The following is an 18,999-nucleotide window of genomic DNA, read 5'->3' on the forward strand; positions in this document are numbered from 1 at the left end:
CGCGGGCAACGGCCTCGACCGTCTAAGCCGCGTTCGACGCGGACGGTTTCGGCGCCCTGGTGAGCATGAACGCGCCACCGGCGAGCACCACGCTCCCGACCACCAGCACGGATACCGCCGCGGCGAGAACACTGTCGGTCCACTCGGTGACCGCCTGGCCGGTTGCCAGCGCGACCGCGAGTCCGCCGCCGATCACCAGCACGGTCGAACGCTGCTCGGCGAACAACGCGAAGCAGACGACAGCCACCAGCAGGCTGAGCAGAAACGCCCACCAGTCGTCGACATCGATGATCGCCGCGCCGATCAACGAGATCCCTACCGCAATCGCGTAACCCAGCCAGGTCTCCACGAAACCGCCGATCCTGGTGAGCGCGAACCAGATTCCGCCGACCACCAGCATCCCGAGCGCGTACCAGACGTCGTCGACGCCCGCGAGATCACCGAGCGCCGCGGGCAGGAGCGCGCTGAGCACACCGCACGCGAGCATCCCGATCACCGACGGCACCGCGAGATAGCCGAGCACTGCCGCCACCAGGCCCGCGATCGCCGCCCACGACCCCGCGTCACCGGTGCCGTTGTCCAACGCCGTCCCCACCGTCCCGGCGATCGCCCCGGCCGCGAGCGCGAGCAGCGCCGCCGCGAGCCGAACCCGGGACCCGTGCGGATCCCGCGCGAACAGCTTTCCCGGCCCGCCGACCACCGCGATCGCGCCGAGCACCAGCCCGAACGACACCGCGAGCAGCACCGCGACCCGCCCACCGCGCGCGAGATCGTCCCAGGACGACCCGATCACCAGCGCGATGCCACAAAACACCAGCCCAGCCCCGATATAGGCCGCGATCTCGGCCAGAACCTTCCCGCGCGGCCGCGACTCCCGCGTCTCAAGCGCCGCCATGACCGCGTCGAACTGCGCCTCGGTCAGCACACCCTGCTCGACCAGCTTCCGCACAGCTGAACTCTGGTGTGTCGCCATACGCTCATTATCTCCGGCGGTCGCCGCACCACCCAGAAATCACCAATCCAACGCGCCACCCGCCACACACTTTCCGTCACCCGCGCGATACGAGCGGTGAATTCACGCGCGGCAGCACCATGCGCGCGGGCCACCGACCAGCGCACGCCCGTGTCGACGGAGCGGCATGAGACATGGCAATCGCAGTGGCACGCGCCTTATCGGCGCGCGCACAGAATGTCAGACGAATTCATGCGCAGGGCAACATAATGCGCACAGGACACCAGCCGACGCGCACCGCCGCCCGGGCCCGCGCACATCCCCTCCCACCGCGCACGTCATAAGCAGCAATTCCATCGGCCGCACAACGCCATGCGCGCGGCGCACCAACCAACGCGCCGCCGCGGCCATACGCAACACGACGATCACTGTCGCGCACCCGCTGTCCAGCCGCGCACGAAATACCAAGCAAATTCACTCGCGGGACAACGCAATACACGCAAGACGACAAATCGCGCGCTGCGGCCGGGCAACCGTTTTGTGGCAGCGGGATCGCTGCCGCGCAGGTTCTGTCGAGCCGCGCAGGGAATGTGGGGCGGATTCGTGCGCGGCTCGACAGGGGGTGCGCGGGGGTCAGGACTCGGGGCCGAGCTCCACGACGGTGCCGGGGTGGGCCAGTGAGGCGACGGTGATGCGGCCGCCCTTGGCCTGGTCGATGATCTGGCCCTGCCAGGCGACGAAGCAGGAGGCGGCTTCGCTGTTGTAGGCGTTGGTGAGGATGGGGGCCAGTACCTTGGCGAGCTCGCCCTCGGCCGCGATCAGTTGCCCGCGGTAGGGGCCGTAGTAGGGCAGGATCGCTTGCAGGACAATGGCTTCCACGCCCTGGACCTGGGTGATGAACGGGTCGATCGCCGGCTGGTACTGCGCCAGGATCGGCGCGATCTCGGCCAGCACCGGACCCGCGAGCTGCAGGATCGGCTGGTAAACCGAGCCGAGCGCGAACGCCTCCGAAGAGAACGGACCCGCCAGCGGGGCGAGTCCGATCAGCGAGGCGAGACCGCCCTGCTGCTTCGGCGCGGGCCAGCCGATCGGGCATGCGGGCTGCGCCGCGAGCGGTGCGGCGGCGAACGGATTGGCGCCGCCCGCGCCGCCGAGCGGAACGGAGCTGTTCGGCGCGCCGCCGCCCAGCGGAACCGAACTGTCCGGCGCACCGCCACCGAGCGGGACCGAGCTGTTCGGCGCACCCGCGCCCAAGGGGACCGAACCGCCGGGCGCACCGGTGTTCGGCGCGGTCGTCCCGGGATTGATGGCGACGGCGGCGGACGCACCACCCGAGCCGAGCGGAACCGACGCGGCGGGCACCGGGCCACCGCCGGGTGCGGGGGCCGGGGCCGCAGGCGCGGGAGCCGGCGCGGCAGGCGGCGTTTCGACCGGAGCCGCGGCCGCGGCCGGCCGGGCAGCCGCGGCCGGCTGCTCCTGGGTGATCACCACACTGGTGACGTCGTCGTCCTGACGCACCGTCAACGCGGTGACCGCGACCGCGCTGCCGATGACCGTCAGCGCGGCCACCGCGCGGATGGCACTGGCGAGCGCGGGCCTGGTCGTCGTGCGAGAACTCATCGGGCCGTACTCCTTCTGCTGTCTATTTGACCGGGGCCGCAGGCGAATCGGGCGCAGCGGCGGCTGGTTCGTACAAGCCCTCCAGGTGCCAGACGCCGGTGAAACCGTTGAACGGCCCGCCGACGATGAGGCTGGTCCACTGCAGGGTGAACTTGCGGGTCTTCGCGTCGAAAGTGCCGGTGGCCGGGGGGCCTTGGGCGGCATCGGCGGTGGGCTTGTCGAACCACTGCTTGGCCACCCAGTCCCAGACCTTCTGCACCTGTTCGGCGCCGGCCACCTGTGCGTCCTGCTTCTCCGGCGGCTTCGGCGCGCCCTGGTTGAACTCCTGGTCGTTCCACGAGGCGGCCCAGGACGACACGTCGGCGGTCAACTTGCCGCCGTCGTTGGTCACCGAGGGCGGCGGCACCCGGCGCTGGGTCTGCGGGTCGGTCGGATTGGTGGAGATACCGAACTCGACGGCGAAGAACTTGGTCGGCTTGGTGATCGACGCGGACAGCGAATTACCCTGCGCGAAGCCGGGATTCGGTTCGCTTTGATATCCGCCGATGCGCAGGCCGCCCGCCGTGCCCGGTTCGAGCAGGGTGGTCGACCCGTTCTGCGCCGGGGAGTCGCCGTTGGGCATGTAGGGGCCCTTCTCCGGCGTACCGCCCGGCTGCACCATCCGGAACCAGGTACCGGCGACGCTGTCGCCGGACACCGAACCCGGGGTGAAGCGCAGCAATCCGACCAGCGGCTCCGGCCCGCTCGACGCCGGGGTGTCGTCGCTGCTGGAACATCCCGACACCCCCAGCGCCAGCGCGGCCAGGACTGTCGCCGCGATCAGCTTTCGTGCGCTCATGCCGGATTCCCTCCTACTGTGTTGGCCCGCAACCGGTTCGGCAGGAGCAGGCCCTCGACCGTGGCGGCCAGCACGAAGATGCCGGGCACCAGGTAGAAGAACCCGAGTCCACGGAACGCGCCGAAGCCGATCGGGCGAGTCGAATCGTTCAGCGCGACAACGGCATCGAAGTTGCGCACGTTGTCGTTCATCGCGCCGATCAGCGCGGCGAACCGCGAAGTCATCGGCTGCCAACGAGTTTCGAGCGTGGTGATGCCGGTGAGATCGGCCTCGGGGTGGACAGCGCGAACGGCGGCGGTGTAGCGGCTGTTGAGTTCGCCGTCGGCCGCGACCAGGGTGACGAAGTAGCCCTGCAACTTCCGGACCTCGTCGTGGGTCAGGATCGGGCGCAGGTCGTTGATCAGCGGTTGCGCCGCGGGCGAGGCCGGGAACAGCCCGCCGAGCAGCGGCACCGCGATCAACCCGAGCGCGGCCAGTCCCGCGACCGAGCGCCAGACCAGCGCCTGCCTGCCCTCCTTCGCGCGCCGGTAACCCAGCACGCCGGCGCCGATCAGGATCACGCCGGGTAGCGCGAACAACCACGGCAACGTGCCGAAAGGCGGTACCGCGGCGAGCTTTTCGTAATTGCCCCGGTTGTCGTCGATCGCGCCGATCATCCCGGACATGTGATAGCTGATCTCCGGGTAGTCGCGGACGAATTGGTCCACCCGCTCGAAGCTGCCCGGCTGCTGGCCGTTCTTCTGCAACGTGACGACATTGGTCCGCGCGTCATCGAGCACCTGAAGATCGTGGCGATACCCGTCGATGCTCGACCGCGTCATGTACGGCTCGAACGCGTCGATCATCGCCTCCCCCTTGACCGCTCGCGGGAACATGCCGGTGCCGATGGGCGCGAGCACCAGCAGCGCGCCGATCGCGATGATCAGCACGAACGGCCACCGTTTCCGGGGCCGCGGCGGCGCGGGTTCCGGATTCGAGACGAACTCCGAATAGGCGGGCAGCCCCGACACTGCCGTCACTGCCGTTGCCGACGGACGATCCGGTCCGCGTTGAAGAACACCCCGGCCGCCGCGACCGCGACGACGAGCAGCGTCGGCACCACCCACGCCGGGGTGTGCCTGCCGCGCGGGACCTCGATGGTCTTCGAGGCGAGCACCGGATCGGCGTGGATCGGCTGCGCCTGATTTTGCGCCACCGGCACGGCGGCGGGCGCGGCCGCCGCCGTGCCGGGGACCGCCGGAGCCGCCGGCGCGGGGGCCGGAGCAGCGGGGGCGGGAGCGGCCGGCGCGGCCGCGGGCGCGGCGGGCGGCGCGGCAATCGGCGCGGCCGCCGGTGCAGCCTGCGGGACGCTGCCGCCGCGGTACTGACCGGCCAGATGCCACAGCCCGGTGAAGTTGTTGAACGGACCGCCGACGATCTGACTCGTCCACTCGATCACGAAGTTGCCCGAGCCGTCGATGCTGCCGCGCACGGGACTGGTCTTGCCCGGCAGTCCACCGCCCGGCTTCGGCGCACCCTGGTTGAACACCTGGTTGTTCCAGGTGACCCCGAGGCTGCTCAGATCGCCGGACAGCTGCCCGCCGTCGGAGTAGATCGCGGGCACCGAGGTGCCGCCGCCGGTCTGCGGATCGGTCGGGTTGGTCGCGGTGGCGAAATCGACGCCGTAGAACCGGACCGGGGTGGTGACCCGCCCCGACCGCGCGTTGCCCGCGCCGTCGAAGGCCGCCGCGGGCTGCGGCTGGTAACTGCCGCTGACCAGGCCGCCGTCGCTGCCCGCGGACAGCGTGGTCACCGTCTGATCGCTGCACGCCGAGTCGCTGTTGGCCAGGTAGGGGCCGCCCGCGTCCCCGGTCGGCAGGATCATCCGGAAGAAGCTGCCGGTCACCGCGCCGCCGGAGCAGACGCCGGGCGCCAAGGCGAACAGACCGTTCAGCGGCGCGGGTTCGGCGTGCGCGAACGGCGCGGCGAACGTCGACAGGCCGAGGGCGGCTACCGCGGCGGCGAACCGATAAGAGTTCCGTCCCATGGATCTTCCTTTTGGTGGATTTGTGCAGATGGATTTCGGATTTAGGGCATCGCGTCACATCGGAACTCGAGCCGGTGCCGGTTGTCGCCATTTGCATTCACGATGAGCGGAACCTCGATTGCCGACATTCCCGAATTGACCGGGCGTGTACTACCTGGCGCTGTGATCGGCATCACCGTAGGATTAGTTTGACGTCCTAGTATCGGACGCCGACTGGATATCGCCGGAGGAATGCCGTGGCCGACCACACGCTGCACACGCCGACCAACCCCGTCCGTTTCGTGACCTCCGCAGCACTATTCGACGGACACGACGCGGCGATCAACATCATGCGGCGCATCCTGCAGGCGCAGGGCGCGGAGGTGATCCACCTCGGGCACAACCGCGCGGTCAGCGAGGTGGTCGACGCGGTGCTCACCGAGGACGCGCAGGGCGTCGCGGTCAGTTCGTATCAGGGCGGCCATGTCGAATACTTCGAATATCTCGCCGACGCGTTGAAAAAGGCGGGGGCCGAACACGTTCGGATATTCGGCGGGGGCGGCGGGGTCATCGTCGCCGAGGAAATCGCGCGGCTCGCCGAATCCGGGGTGACTATCTTCTCCCCCGAGGACGGTCAGCGACTCGGGTTGCCCGGCATGATCAATCAACTGATTCGCGCCTGCGATGTCGATCTCGCCACCGAGCCACCGGTATTGGAGGCGGTGCTCGCCGGTGAACGCGCCGCGCTGGCTCGCGCCATCACCTGCCTGCAACAGGACGCGCTGTCCGACGGCGACCGGCAGGCATTGATCCAGGCGGCCGCCGCGCGCACGGTGCCGGTGCTCGGCATCACCGGCACCGGCGGCTCCGGAAAGTCCTCGCTCACCGACGAATTGGTGCGCAGGCTGCGCTCGGACCAGCAGGACAAGCTGCGCGTCGCGATCCTCGCGGTGGACCCGACCCGGCGGCGCGGCGGCGGTGCGTTGCTCGGCGACCGCATCCGGATGAACGCCCTGGACGGCGACCACATCTTCTTCCGCTCGCTGGCCACCCGGGGCGGGCGCGAACTGCCGGACAATATCGAGCTGATCGTGACCGCCTGCAAGGCAGCGGGTTACGACCTGGTGATCCTGGAAACGCCGGGCATCGGCCAGGGCGACGCCGCGGTCACCGACCATGTCGACGTGTCCATGTATGTGATGACCCCGGACTTCGGCGCGGCCTCCCAGCTGGAGAAGATCGACATGCTGGATTTCGCGGATGTGGTGGCGATCAACAAGTTCGAGCGCCGCGGGGCCGCGGACGCGCTGCGCGATGTGTCGCGTCAGCTGATCCGCAACCGCGAGGCGTTCACCGCGTCCCCGGAGGACATGCCCGTATTCGGCACCAGCGCGGCGACTTTCAACGACGACGGGGTCACCGCGCTGTATCAGCACCTGGCCGGGCTGCTGTCCGAGCGCGGCTTGCGGCTGGAGCAGGGTGCGCTGCCCCGGGTGAACACCCGCACGTCAACCCGGTTCGCGCAGATCATTCCGCCGGCGCGGGTGCGCTATCTGGCCGAGATCGCCGAGACGGTGCGCGAGTATCACGCGACGACGGCCGCGCAAATCGTTGCCGCGCAACGGGTGCAGCGCGTCGAACAGGTCGCCGCCGAACTGCCCGACGATGCCGCCGTCGCGGAGCTGGCCGCCAAGGCCCGCGCCGAGCTGACCGCCGAGAACGCGGCGCTGCTCGCCGAATGGCCCGCGCTGGCCGAGTCCTACCGCGGCGACGAGCAGGTGGTGCGGATTCGCGACCGCGAGATCCGCACGCCGCTGCGCCGGGAGACGCTGTCCGGCAACTCGATTCCGCGGGTCGCGCTGCCCAGGTACACCGATCACGGTGAGCTGCTGCGCTTCCTGCGCGCGGAGAACCTGCCGGGGCGTTTCCCGTTCACCGCGGGCGTGTTTCCGTTCAAGCGGGACAACGAGGATCCGGCCAGGATGTTCGCCGGCGAGGGCGACCCGTTCCGCACCAACCGGCGGTTCAAGGTGCTCAGCGAGTACGCCGACGCCAAAAGGCTGTCCACCGCGTTCGATTCGGTGACGCTCTACGGCCACGATCCGGCCGAACGCCCCGACATCTACGGCAAGGTCGGCACCTCGGGCGTTTCCATCGCCTCGCTCGACGACATGCAGGCGCTCTACGACGGTTTCGACCTGACCTCGCCGACCACCTCGGTGTCGATGACCATCAACGGCCCGGCCCCGACCATCCTGGCCTACTTCCTCAATACCGCGATAGATCAAGCGCTGGAACGATTCTCGGCCGCCGAGGGACGGGCGCCGACCGAGGACGAAACCGCCGATATCCGGGCGAAGACCTTGGCGACGGTGCGCGGCACCGTGCAGGCCGACATCCTCAAGGAGGATCAGGGCCAGAACACCTGCATCTTCTCCACCGAATTCAGCCTGCGCATGATGGCCGACATCCAGGAATGGTTCGTGCGCAACGGTGTTCGCAATTTCTACTCCGTCTCGATTTCCGGCTATCACATCGCCGAGGCAGGCGCGAACCCGATCAGCCAGCTCGCGTTCACCCTCAGCAACGGATTCACCTATGTGGAGGCCTATCTCGCGCGCGGCATGCGAATCGACGACTTCGCGCCCAACCTGTCGTTCTTCTTCTCCAACGGCATGGACCCCGAATACTCGGTGATCGGCCGGGTCGCCCGGCGGATCTGGGCGGTGGCGATGCGAGATCGCTACGGCGCCAACGACCGTTCGCAGAAGCTGAAGTACCACGTCCAGACCTCCGGCCGCTCGCTGCACGCACAGGAGATGAGCTTCAACGACATTCGCACGACGTTGCAGGCGCTCATCGCCATCTACGACAACTGCAACAGCCTGCACACCAACGCCTACGACGAGGCGGTGACCACCCCCACCGAGGAATCGGTGCGCCGCGCGCTCGCCATCCAGCTGATCATCAACCGCGAGTGGGGCGTGGCGATGAACGAAAACCCGTTGCAGGGCAGCTTTCTCATCGACGAACTCACCGACCTGGTCGAGGAGGCGGTGCTGGCCGAGTTCGACCGGATCAGCGAACGCGGCGGCGTGCTCGGCGCGATGGAGACCGGCTACCAGCGCGGCAAGATCCAGGACGAGTCGATCCGCTACGAACACCGCAAGCACGACGGCTCGCTGCCCATCGTCGGCGTCAACACCTTCCGCAACCCGCACGGGGAACCGAAACACGACATCGAGCTGGCCCGCGGCACCGAGGCGGAGAAGCAGTCCCAGCTGACCCGGGTCCGCGAATTCCAGCACCGGCACCGCGATTCCGCGCACGCCGCCCTCGCCCGCCTCGAAGCCGTGGCCCGCACCGACGACAACATCTTCGACGTCCTGATGGATGCCGCCCGCGTCTGCACCCTGCAACAGATCACCGACACCTTCTTCACCGTCGGCGGCCAGTACCGGCGCAACGTGTAAGCGGCTCAGAAGATCTGCACCTCGGGAACGGTCTGCATCAGCTGCGCCCACTCCGGGTATTTCGCCAGCTTCGCCTCGTGCAGCGCCATGATCTTTTCCCGCAGTGCGGGATCCGGCGCGTCCGAAACATCCGGGCCGATAGCGATTTTCGCGACGTGCGGGATGATCCGCGGATCACCGTCGAGGTGGACCGGGTCGTGCATGTACCGCTCCAACGCCGCCAGATCCTCGATGCCCACGCAGTAGGCATGGGTCAGGCCGGCTGAGCTGTCCCCCAGGTTCTGCCCGACGGTCGAGAACGACACCGACTCGACCGATGCCGTGCGCCGCATCAGTGCCAGCACCTCGGCCTTCTGCTCGTCGGTGGTCTCGTCTCGGAAGCCGAAGCGCAGCAGGTGAACAATCATGGAACCTCCCTCGAATTGAACTGATGGGTTCAATCTAGATAACTGATCGGTAGATCCACAAGAGTGAACCTATGAGTTCAATTCAGGCCGAGCGGGCGCTACCATGCAGGAGTGACGGGAGCTACGACGGCGCGCGGCCGCATCGACAAGCGGCAGGCGATCCTCGATGTCGCGTTCGCCGTCTTCGCCCGGCGCGGCTACGACAAGACCTGCGTGCAGGAGATCGCCGACGAGGCCGGCGTCGCCAAACCCACGGTGTACAACCACCTCACCGACAAGCAGACGCTCTTCCGGCACGCCGTGCTGGCCGCGGCCGACGCGGTCGCCGCCGAGACCCTCGCGGTGGCCGACCGGCTGCGCGATCCCGGCGACGACCTGCGGCCCGCGCTGACCGAGGTCGCGACCGAGCTGCTCGCGGTGTGCGCGGGCGAGCGCGCCCGTGCCTTGCGGGCGCTCACCTACGCCCAGCTCGCGGCCTTCCCCGAGCTCACCGACGAGGTGCTCGACCGCACCTCGCGGCGCATCGCCGAGGCGATGGCGGATCGGCTCGCGCGACTGGCGCTGTCGGGCAAGTTGCGGATCGGCGACCCGGCGCTGGCCGCCGAACAGCTGCTCGCCCTGCTCACCGCGCCGCTGGAGGCGCGGTCGCGGCTCGGCACCCGGGAGGTCTCGGCGACCGAATACCGGGCCATCGCCGATGCGGCCGTCGATACCTTCTTGGCCGCGTTCGGGGCGCGCTGACCCTGTGGCAGCGCGGATGAATCACGGCCTGCTGCGTCGATTCCGAACGAGCGGTGCGGCTGCCGTGTGACAATCGCCGGGTCAAGGCCCTCGGCGCGTTGGGACGGCGGACATGGATCTATCGGGTATTCGGATCATCGACGCACATATTCATCAGTGGGATCCGTTCACCACACCGCGGACGTTCAGCGGGACGGCGAGGCTGCTGCGGATGCTGCCGATCCCGATGGATCTGGCGAAACGGGTCGCACCGCGGCGGGATCGCGAATTCACCGGGGATCCAACGGCTTTCAGTCGTCCGTATCTGCCCGCGGATTATCGCGCGGACGCGGGCGACGAGCCGATCGACACGATCGTGCACATCGAGGTCGCCTGGGCCGGTAAGGACCCGCTGGCCGAGGCCGACGAGACGGCGTGGGTGGCCCGACTACCCTTCGGCGGCGACAATCCGGAGCTGGGCGCCATTCTCGGCAACGCGGACCCGGCGGCGCCCGAATTCGCCGCGCTGCTCGACGCACACCTGGCCGCCGCGCCCCTGCTGCGCGGCATCCGAGCGCACGCGGCCCATCACCCCGATCCGGATGTGCGGCCGTACGCCGACCATCCGGGCGCGCTCACCACAAAGGAATTCCTGAACGGGTTCGGGCGGCTGGCCGAGCGAGACCTCTCCTTCGAGGCCTGGGTCTACTCGCATGCCCTGCCCGATGTGACGGCGCTGGCCGAGCGGTACCCGGAGGTGCCGATCGTGCTCAACCATCTCGCTACTCCCGCAGGAATTTTCGGCCCGATCGGCAAGCACACCGGAACCAACCCGAGCGTGCGCCGCGCGCTGTATCTGCGCTGGCGCGACGACTTGTCCGCGCTCGCCGAACAACCGAACGTGGTCGCGAAGGTCAGCGGCCTGATGATGCCGGTCCTCGGCCATCCGGTACCCCGGCGCGGCACCACCACCCCAATTCCCGTGCTGGTGGACCGAATTCACCCCCTCATCGAACACGCCCTCGACGCATTCGGCGCCGACCGATTGATCTGGGGCTCGAATTTCCCCGTAGACAAACCGATTACAACCATCAGCAACAGCATCGAAGCAGTCGCCACCGCGGTCACCGGCCACGGCGGCGGGCAAACGGAACTCGCGCACATCTTCCGGGATACCGCCCGACGCGTGTACCGGATCGACGCGTAGCGCCGAAAGGTGTTATCCGACAGGGGCAATGATCTCCGGCGGGAGGTACTGGGTGCCGATCAGGGCACCGAGCCGGCAGGTGTGTTCGATGATGCGGTCGCCGTCGATGTCCATCGTGCCGGTGCGCCAGGCGGTGAGCAGTTCGATGAAGCCGCCGATGCCGACCAGGGTGCTCATCCGGAATTCCAGCTCGTCGGCGTCCGGGCGCAGGTAGGGGCGGGAGGTGGCGACGAGCAGCTCGGTGCCGTCGGCGAGCATGGTTTTGCGACGTTGTTCGAGCACGGCGCTGCCCGCGTGCTCGGCCAGCAGGATGCGGGCGCGTCCGTTGTCGTCGGATTGCAGCCGCACCGCACGGGTCACGGCCGCGCGCAGGATTTCCAGCGGGGGCCGCTCGACGTGTTCGGCGAAAATGGCGGCCAGTTCGGCGAACACCTCGGTGCAGACCGCGTCCCAGGCGACGCCGAGCAGTTCGTCGCGGTCGGCGAAGTGCTCGTAGAAGTAGCGGTCGTTGAGCGCGGTGCGCTGGCAGACGCCGCGCATGGTCACCGCCGCCCACCCGTTCTCGATCCAGATGTCCAGGGCGGCGTCGATCAGCCGCGCGCGACGTTCGGCGCGGCGCTCCTCGGTGGTGCGGCCGCCCCAGGTCCGGGCCGGTACGCGCAGGCTCATGGTTGACAAACTACCGCACCGCGCGCCTAATTGGTGGCATGTGCGGCCAATTACCATCGGCCGCACTAAGCACGGGTCGACTCCGCCGTCTTCGCCGCGGGACACGGCCCATGACGCACGGGCGGTGCCGCGAGCGGAAGCTCCGCGCCGACAACGGGAGGTCGCATGAGCGAACGAAGTGAGCGAATCATGTGCCAGCGCGCGCTGCGCATGCCGGAACCGAGCGCCAGCGAGGTGGAGGCATGAGTAGCAACGGGATCGATCACGAGGTGATCATCGTCGGCGCCGGATTCTCCGGGATCGGCGCCGCGATCAAGTTGCGGGAGGCCGGATTCGACGATTTCCTGATCGTCGACGAGGCCGACGGTGTCGGCGGCACCTGGCACTGGAATACCTATCCCGGTATCGCCGTGGACATTCCGTCGTTCAGCTATCAGTTCTCCTTCGAGCAGCGGGCCAGCTGGTCCCGGACCTACGCGCCCGGAAGGGAATTGAAGGCGTACGCCGAATCGTGCGTGGACAAATACGAGCTGCGCCCGCGAATCCGGTTCAACACCAACATCACCGAGGCCGAGTTCGACGAGGACGGCTGCCGCTGGCGGCTGCACACCGCCGACGGCGGCGAGCTGACCGCGCGCTTCGTCATCAGCGCCACCGGCGTGCTGACCCGGCCCAAGCTGCCCGAGATCCCCGGCGTCGAGGACTTCGCCGGCGTCACCATGCACACCTCGCGCTGGGACCACCGGCAGGACCTGCGCGGCAAGCGGGTCGCGATCATCGGCACGGGAGCCTCTGCGGTGCAGGTGATTCCGGAGACCGCGCCCGAGGTCGAGCAGCTGGTCGTCTTCCAGCGCACGCCGATCTGGTGCCTGCCCCGGCTCGACCTGCCGCTGCCCAAGCCGGTGCAGTGGGCGCTGCGGATTCCGGGCGCGCGATCGCTGACCCGGCTGATCAGCCAGACCTATGTGGAGATCACCTTCCCGATCGCCGCGCACTATCACAAGAACCTGCCGACCGCCGCGCTCGGCGAGCGGGCCGGCCACGCCCACCTGCGCAGCCAGGTGCACGATCCGGTGATCCGGGAAAAGCTCACGCCCCGTTACGCTTTGGGCTGCAAACGGCCGAGCTTCTCGAACGACTATCTGGCCACGTTCAACCGGGACAACGTCGTGCTGGAGACCGACCCGATCGAACAGATCACCAGCACCGGCGTGCGCACCGCCGGTGGCACCGAATATCCGGTCGACATCCTGGTGCTGGCGACCGGCTTCAAGGTGATGGAATCCGGCAACATGCCGACCTACGACCTGCGCGGCATCGGCGGCATCGACCTGGAGAAGTGGTGGGACGAGAACCGGCTGCAAGCCTATGAGGGAGTGAGCGTTCCGGGCTTCCCGAACTTCTTCTCCATCATCGGCCCGTACGGCTACAACGGCTCGTCCTACTTCGCCCTGATCGAGAACCAGACCAGGCACATCCTGCGCTGCCTGCGGCATGCCCGTGCGGGCAAGGCGACGGTGGTCGAGGTGACCCGCGAGGCGAACGACCGCTTCTTCCAGGAGATGCTCGACCGCCGCGGCGGGCAGGTGTTCTGGCAGGACAGTTGCTCCGTGTCGAACAGCTACTACTTCGACAAGCACGGCGACGTGCCGCTGCGGCCGTCGACCACGGTCGAGGCGGCCTGGCGCAGTGGGCACTTCGACCTGTCCGACTACCGGTTCGCGACGTCGGCCTAGGACCCGCGGAATTGTCGGTGGCCGTCGTTACGATCCGGGGCATGAAAGCAATCGGTACCTTCTCCGTCGTCTCGTTCGTCCCGACCGAGGTGGTCCCCCAGCCGGCCATCGACACCGCGCTCCCGGTCGGCGTCGCGCAGATCGAGAAGAAGTTCGACGGCGAGATCACCGGTCGCTCGGCGACCCTGTTCACCGCGGCGTTCGACCAGGCCACCGGGACCGGGACCTACGTCGCGATGGAGTCGTTCGAGGGCGCGCTGAACGGTGCCGCGGGCAGCTTCAACTTCGCCCACTCGGCGACCACCTCGGGCGCCGACCGCACCGCCGAATCGTTCGTCATCGTCCCGGCCAGCGGCACCGGCGACCTGGCCGGCATCACCGGTACCGGCGGGCTCAGCGTGGACGAGGACGGCACGCACCACATGTGGTTCGACTACGAACTCGGCTGAGCACCGCCGGGGAAGGCCGCCGCCAGCTGCCGGGTGAGGGTTTGCCGTGCGGTGGCCATGGACGGGCCGTACCAGGTGAGGCTGCGGCCCTCCACCAGGGCGACCGGGGTTCCCGGGAAGACCTCGGGGCCATCGGTTCTGGTGAAAACGTAGGGCTCGTCGGGTAGCACGGCGAGGTCGATGCCGGTGATCAGTTCCGCCTCGGTGAGGCGGGGATAGCGGTCCGGCCGGTCGGCGTGCACGAGATGCAGGCCGAGTCGGCCGGCCAGATCACCGGTGAAGGTGTTGCGGCCCACCACCATCCACGGATTGCGCCAGATGGGTATGACCGCGTTGCGCGGCGGCGTGGACGGTTTTGGCGCCCAGACGGATTCGGCGTCGGTGAGCCACTGCGGGATACCCATGCCGAGGGCGACCGTGAAAAGCCCTGCCAGCGAAGCGAGTGCCTCGTCCACCGTCTCGATTCTGGTGACCCACACCGGAATTCCCGCCGCCCGTAGGCGATCGACATCGATGCGCCGGTTCTCCTCCATGTTGCACAGCACGAGATCGGGCGCGAGTTCGACGATTCGGCGCACATTCGGGTTCTTGGTGCCGCGCACCCGTTCGACCGCGAGCTCGGCCGGATGCGTGCACCAGTCGGTCGCGCCGATCAGGATCTCCGGACAGGTCACGGCGACCGCCTCGGTCAACGAGGGCACCAGCGACACCACCCGCCGCGGCGGCCGCGCGAGCGGGACAGCGACGCCTAGATCGTCGCTGCCCGGGCCGGATTCCGGCAACGAACCCTCGCCTGCCACGGGCACCAGCCTAGGCGGGGCCGGGGCACTGCCCGAAGTTCGGTGCAAGGGCAGCGGCTGGGCAACCCTCGGGCAGTTCCGGGGCGGGTTCCCTGCGCGCAGACTGGGTGAGGCATCCGGTGTCGGGAAGTCCCGGTCCCTGTGTCACCGGACCTGATCCCGCCCCGAAAAGTCCGGAGACAACCGCAAGCCCCGACGCCGGATGCTCACCAAGCTCGATCAGCTCTCGAACATGCGATACAGCGCGTTGAGTTCGCGCAGCCCCGCCGCGGCGACCGGCTCCTCGGCGGAGGTCATCCGCAGCGCCTTGCGCAGCAGCATCGAGTCCAGGTCGTCGGGGGCGGGGCGGAATTCGAGCTTCGGCAGGTCCGGCAACCGGGCCGAATTGCCGTAGGGATCATCGGCATCGGTGCTCGCCTGGAGGTCGCGTTCGATGCCGCCGATCAGGGTGTCCAGGTCGAGGCCGCGCAGCGCGAGGATCTCGCGCGGGCGTTCGTCGAGGCGTTCGGCGAGCAGGTAGCAGACCGCGGCCACGTGCTTGCACGGCCACCCCGGATCCGGGCAGGTGCAGGTGAAATCCAGGTCGGCCGCGGTGGTCGGCAGCAGCAGCGGGCCGAGCGCGGTGGGCAGCGCGCCGGACGCGATCTCCGCGAGCATGCCCGGTGCGTCGCGGATGGTCTCGATGAGCAGCTCGAGTTCCTCCTCGCGCAGCGGGCGCACGGTGAACACCGCGGTGAACGGACGCGGTTGGCTGCCTTGCACTTCCGCGGTCACCGAGCCCGGCTCGATCCGGTAGCTCACCACCTGACCGGCCCGCGCGTAGGTGCGGCCGCGCGACATCCGGCCTGCGTCGGCCATCTGCTCGACCGCATCGATCAGCGCCTTGCCCCACCAGGTGCGGCCGAAACCGCCACGACGACTGCGGGCCTCGACCCCGCCGCGCACCGGGCGGCGCTTGCCGTACTCGTTGTAGTCGATGTAAGGGCTCATTCGCCGACCGCCTCGGCGCCGAGGGTGAACAGCTCACGCAGGTCGTCGGTGCTCAGCTCGGTGATCCAGTTCTCCCCCGCGCCGACGGCCAGATCGGCGAGTTGCCTTTTGCCGTTGATCATTTCGTCGATCCGCTCTTCGATGGTGTCGACGCAGACCAGCTTGCGCACCTGCACGTTGCGCTGCTGACCGATCCGGTAGGCGCGGTCGGTGGCCTGGTTCTCCACCGCCGGGTTCCACCAACGGTCCAGGTGCACAACATGATTGGCAGCGGTGAGGTTCAGTCCGGTGCCACCGGCCTTGAGCGACAACAACATCAGCGGCGGGCCGTCCGGCTCCTGGAACCGGGTGACCATGGTGTCGCGGCGCGCCTTGGGCACCCCGCCGTGCAGGAACGGGATCTCCGTGCCGAAACGCTCCACCAGGTAGGGCGCGATCAACTCGCCGAACTCGCGGAACTGGGTGAACAGCAACGCTTTCTCGCCGTCCGCGAGCACCGCGTCGAGCACGTCCTCCACCAGGGCGAGCTTGCCGGAGCGATGACTGCCGCGATGCAGCACCCCGGAGCCGTCGCCGAGGAAGTGCGCCGGATGGTTGCACACCTGCTTGAGCCGGGTCAGCGCGCTGAGCACGGCGCCCTTGCGGGCCATGCCCTTCGCGTCCTTGATCTTGGCCAGCATGTCGTCGACCACCGCCTGATACAGGGCGGCCTGCTCGACGGTCAGGTTGGCCCGCACCGTCATCTCCAGCTTCTCCGGCAGATCGGTGATCACCGCGGGATCGGTCTTCACCCGGCGCAGCACGAACGGCTGGGTGATCATCCGCAGCCTGCTGATCGCGTTCTCGTCCCGCTCGCGTTCGATGGGCACCGCGAAGCGGGCGCGGAAGGTCTGCGGGCTGCCGAGCACCTTCGGCACCGCGAAATCCATGATCGAGCGCAGCTCTTCCAGGCGGTTTTCCACCGGAGTTCCGGTGAGCGCCAACCGATGTCGCGCGGGCAGGCTGCGGGCCGCGCGGGACTGCCTGGTGCCGGCGTTCTTGATGTGCTGCGCCTCGTCCAGCACGATCCGGTCCCAGGACTGCCGTTTCAGCTCGTCCAGGTCGCGCGCGAGCAGGGAGTACGTGGTGATCACCAGGTCTGCTTCGGCCACTGCGGCATCGAGTTCGTCGCCTAAGCGCCGGCCGACCCCGTGGTGGACCCACACCCGCAGGTCCGGGGCGAAACGCTCGGTCTCGCGTTGCCAGTTGCCGACGACCGACATCGGGCACACCAGCAGGGTGGGGCCCGGCATGCCGTCCGGCCGAACGCTTTCCGGGGTGTCCTGCCGGACGACGCTCTCGTCCGCTCCCCCGGCGGCTTTGCGCCGCCGCGCCTCATCGAGCGAAATCACCACCGCACCTTCGACACTCGCGTCGACCGACTTGCGGGGACGACTCGTCGACTTGCCCGTTTCCGCCTCGGTGCTCGCGGCCGCCCGCCCACTCGCCTCTGCCGGCTGACGGGCACGACTCGTCGACTTGCCTTTTGCTGCCTGCGTACTCGCGGCCGCCTCCCGCTCGTGCACCAGCAGCGCGAGCACCTGAACGGTCTTGCCGAGCCCCATGTCGTCGGCCAGGATCGCGCCGAATCCCATGCGGCTCATGGTCGCCAGCCAGGCGAGGCCCCGTTCCTGATACGGGCGCAGCTGGGCCTTCAACCCGATCGGCGGGGTGATCGGCTCGAGTTCGCGGGTGCGATCCAGGATGTCGGCGGCCCAACCGGTGGCGGTGACCTCGGTGACCGGGACCTGTTCGATGCGACCGCCGGCGAGTTCACCGATCAGGTCGGCGAAGGTGATCTCCGAGGTGTCGGTGTGCGCGGCGACATAACGAGCGGCCGCGGCCAGCACCTTGTGGTCGGCCTGCACCCAGTCGCCGCGCAGCTGGACCAGATCGGATTTGCTGCTGACCAGCCGTTCCATCTCGGCCTTGGTGAGGACGGTGTCGCCCAGCGCGAGTTCCCAGCGGTAGGAGACGAGTCCCGGCATGCCGACGGTGCTTTCGGCGGCGGGCACCGCGCTTTCCACCCGCAGCCGCATGGTCGGCGCGCTGACGTTCCAGGCGCGCGGCAGCAGCAGCCGCACGCCGGCGGCTTGTAGCGCGTGCGCGCCGTGTTCGACCAGGTCGACCACGACCTCGGTCGGCAGTAGCAGGTCCATCGAGCGCGGGTCGCTCGGCAGGTCGCGCAGTCGCGGGTAGGCCCGCTGCGCCTCGCCGAGCTTTTCCACCGCGATCCGTAGCAGATTCGGATCGGCGTGCAGCAGAACAGGATTCGGTGCTTCGCCGTCGACGCGCAGGCACACCTCCAGCCGCCACAGCGCCACCGTTTCGTCCGCGGTGCCGAGCTCGCCGTCCGGTTCCAGCAGGCGCAGCACCAGTTCCGGCTCGTCGCCGGTCAGGGTGGCGCGCCAGTGCTCCAGCGTTTCGGCCACCCGGTAGCTGCCCGCGTCCAGGGGGATATCCCGGACGAGCGCGTCCACCAGCGGGTGATCCGCGTCGAGCGGGTCGATCAGCGTCCGCGCGATCGGGTCGGTGAGTTCGGTGACCAGATCGTCGAGCACCGTGTTCGGCCGACCGGCCACCCGCAGCGCGGCGGGCATGGCCACGGCCAGCTCGGCCAGCCAGGCGCGCTGCCGCTCGCCGCCGACCAGCCGCCAGCGCACCCACCATTGACCGTCCTCGCGGCGCAGCTCCGGCACGATCCGGCCGGCCCGCACCCAGCGCTCCACCCCGTGCGCGACGTGCGCGAGAAAGCGCAGGTCACCCGCGACCGCCTCGGCCGGAAGCCGCTGCCGCAAGGCCGTCGCCGCGGCCGCCGGAGCCATCGCGTGCGCGCGCACCTGCTCGGTGTCGGTGCCGTCCGGACCGGTGACCAGCACGTCGGCGCGGTGCCGGAATTTGGACGCGCTCAAGACGCTGCCCAACGGGTCGGGCAGCATGGTGAGGGGTGAGTCGTGCCAGAGCAGCAACCCGGATCCCGGCGACCACAGACCGTGCAGCATCAACCCATCCAAGCAGGTGGGTCCGACACCGATCCAAGCGCCGCGATCGCACTTCTCTGGATTTCTGGGCGCGGGCGGAACATACTTGAATA

The 18,999-nt window shown here is 68.8% G+C and carries 15 protein-coding genes; 5 read left to right on the forward strand and 10 right to left on the reverse strand.

Features of this window, described 5'->3' with window-relative positions; all coding sequences use genetic code 11:
• Positions 1-22: 22 nt before the first annotated feature.
• The 5 genes from F3087_RS43005 to F3087_RS43030 form a co-directional block, all read right to left on the reverse strand.
• Positions 23-949: a DUF2157 domain-containing protein gene (locus F3087_RS43005; protein WP_150407962.1), complete on the reverse strand. Its 927-nt coding sequence runs from the start codon at positions 947-949 to the stop codon at positions 23-25.
• A 636-nt stretch (positions 950-1,585) separates the two neighbouring features.
• Complete coding sequence (locus F3087_RS43010; RefSeq protein ID WP_150407963.1) at positions 1,586-2,572, reverse strand: hypothetical protein; 987 nt, start codon at positions 2,570-2,572, stop codon at positions 1,586-1,588.
• Between the two features lie 22 nt (positions 2,573-2,594).
• Positions 2,595-3,410 (reverse strand): hypothetical protein, encoded by an 816-nt coding sequence (locus tag F3087_RS43015; protein WP_150407964.1) that lies wholly within the window; start codon positions 3,408-3,410, stop codon positions 2,595-2,597.
• A complete protein-coding gene (locus F3087_RS43020; RefSeq protein WP_150407965.1) occupies positions 3,407-4,429 on the reverse strand; it encodes a hypothetical protein in 1,023 nt (340 codons plus the stop codon). The genes F3087_RS43015 and F3087_RS43020 overlap by 4 nt, the downstream gene beginning before the upstream one ends.
• The gene (locus F3087_RS43030; protein WP_191094432.1) at positions 4,426-5,436 is read right to left on the reverse strand and encodes a hypothetical protein; all 1,011 of its coding nucleotides are present in this window, start codon (positions 5,434-5,436) and stop codon (positions 4,426-4,428) included. The genes F3087_RS43020 and F3087_RS43030 overlap by 4 nt, the downstream gene beginning before the upstream one ends.
• 236 nt (positions 5,437-5,672) lie before the next feature.
• Between F3087_RS43030 and icmF the strand changes: the two genes are divergently transcribed.
• Positions 5,673-8,888: a fused isobutyryl-CoA mutase/GTPase IcmF gene (gene icmF / locus F3087_RS43035; RefSeq protein WP_150407966.1), complete on the forward strand. Its 3,216-nt coding sequence runs from the start codon at positions 5,673-5,675 to the stop codon at positions 8,886-8,888.
• Positions 8,889-8,893: 5 nt separating this feature from the next.
• Here icmF and F3087_RS43040 read toward each other — a convergent pair whose 3' ends face one another.
• Positions 8,894-9,295: a Dabb family protein gene (locus F3087_RS43040; RefSeq protein WP_150407967.1), complete on the reverse strand. Its 402-nt coding sequence runs from the start codon at positions 9,293-9,295 to the stop codon at positions 8,894-8,896.
• 111 nt (positions 9,296-9,406) lie between these two features.
• On the opposite strand from F3087_RS43040, the gene F3087_RS43045 reads away from it, so the two are divergent.
• The gene (locus tag F3087_RS43045) at positions 9,407-10,036 is read left to right on the forward strand and encodes a TetR/AcrR family transcriptional regulator (RefSeq protein WP_150407968.1); all 630 of its coding nucleotides are present in this window, start codon (positions 9,407-9,409) and stop codon (positions 10,034-10,036) included.
• A gap of 112 nt (positions 10,037-10,148) precedes the next feature.
• Positions 10,149-11,222, forward strand: coding sequence for an amidohydrolase family protein (locus F3087_RS43050; RefSeq protein ID WP_150407969.1), 1,074 nt, complete (start codon positions 10,149-10,151; stop codon positions 11,220-11,222).
• 12 nt (positions 11,223-11,234) lie between these two features.
• Here F3087_RS43050 and F3087_RS43055 read toward each other — a convergent pair whose 3' ends face one another.
• A complete protein-coding gene (locus F3087_RS43055) occupies positions 11,235-11,891 on the reverse strand; it encodes a TetR/AcrR family transcriptional regulator (RefSeq protein WP_150407970.1) in 657 nt (218 codons plus the stop codon).
• Positions 11,892-12,133: 242 nt separating this feature from the next.
• Here F3087_RS43055 and F3087_RS43060 point away from each other — a divergent pair, with 242 nt between their 5' ends.
• Both F3087_RS43060 and F3087_RS43065 read left to right on the forward strand, forming a co-directional pair.
• Positions 12,134-13,627 (forward strand): flavin-containing monooxygenase, encoded by a 1,494-nt coding sequence (locus tag F3087_RS43060; protein ID WP_150407971.1) that lies wholly within the window; start codon positions 12,134-12,136, stop codon positions 13,625-13,627.
• 41 nt (positions 13,628-13,668) lie between these two features.
• Positions 13,669-14,076 carry a DUF3224 domain-containing protein gene (locus F3087_RS43065; protein WP_150407972.1) on the forward strand — a complete coding sequence of 136 codons (408 nt, stop codon included), beginning with the start codon at positions 13,669-13,671 and terminating at the stop codon, positions 14,074-14,076.
• Here F3087_RS43065 and F3087_RS43070 read toward each other — a convergent pair.
• The 3 genes from F3087_RS43070 to F3087_RS43080 all read right to left on the reverse strand — a co-directional run bounded on the left by F3087_RS43070 (position 14,061) and on the right by F3087_RS43080 (position 18,907).
• Positions 14,061-14,876, reverse strand: coding sequence for a helical backbone metal receptor (locus F3087_RS43070; protein ID WP_223885788.1), 816 nt, complete (start codon positions 14,874-14,876; stop codon positions 14,061-14,063). The genes F3087_RS43065 and F3087_RS43070 overlap by 16 nt on opposite strands.
• 219 nt (positions 14,877-15,095) lie before the next feature.
• Positions 15,096-15,866 (reverse strand): SWIM zinc finger family protein, encoded by a 771-nt coding sequence (locus F3087_RS43075; protein WP_150407973.1) that lies wholly within the window; start codon positions 15,864-15,866, stop codon positions 15,096-15,098.
• Positions 15,863-18,907: a DEAD/DEAH box helicase gene (locus F3087_RS43080; protein WP_150407974.1), complete on the reverse strand. Its 3,045-nt coding sequence runs from the start codon at positions 18,905-18,907 to the stop codon at positions 15,863-15,865. Before F3087_RS43080 ends, F3087_RS43075 begins: the two co-directional genes overlap by 4 nt.
• Between the last annotated feature and the right edge of the window lie 92 nt (positions 18,908-18,999).

Origin of the sequence: Nocardia colli (genome assembly GCF_008704205.1) — a bacterium.
GTDB lineage: Bacteria > Actinomycetota > Actinomycetes > Mycobacteriales > Mycobacteriaceae > Nocardia > Nocardia colli.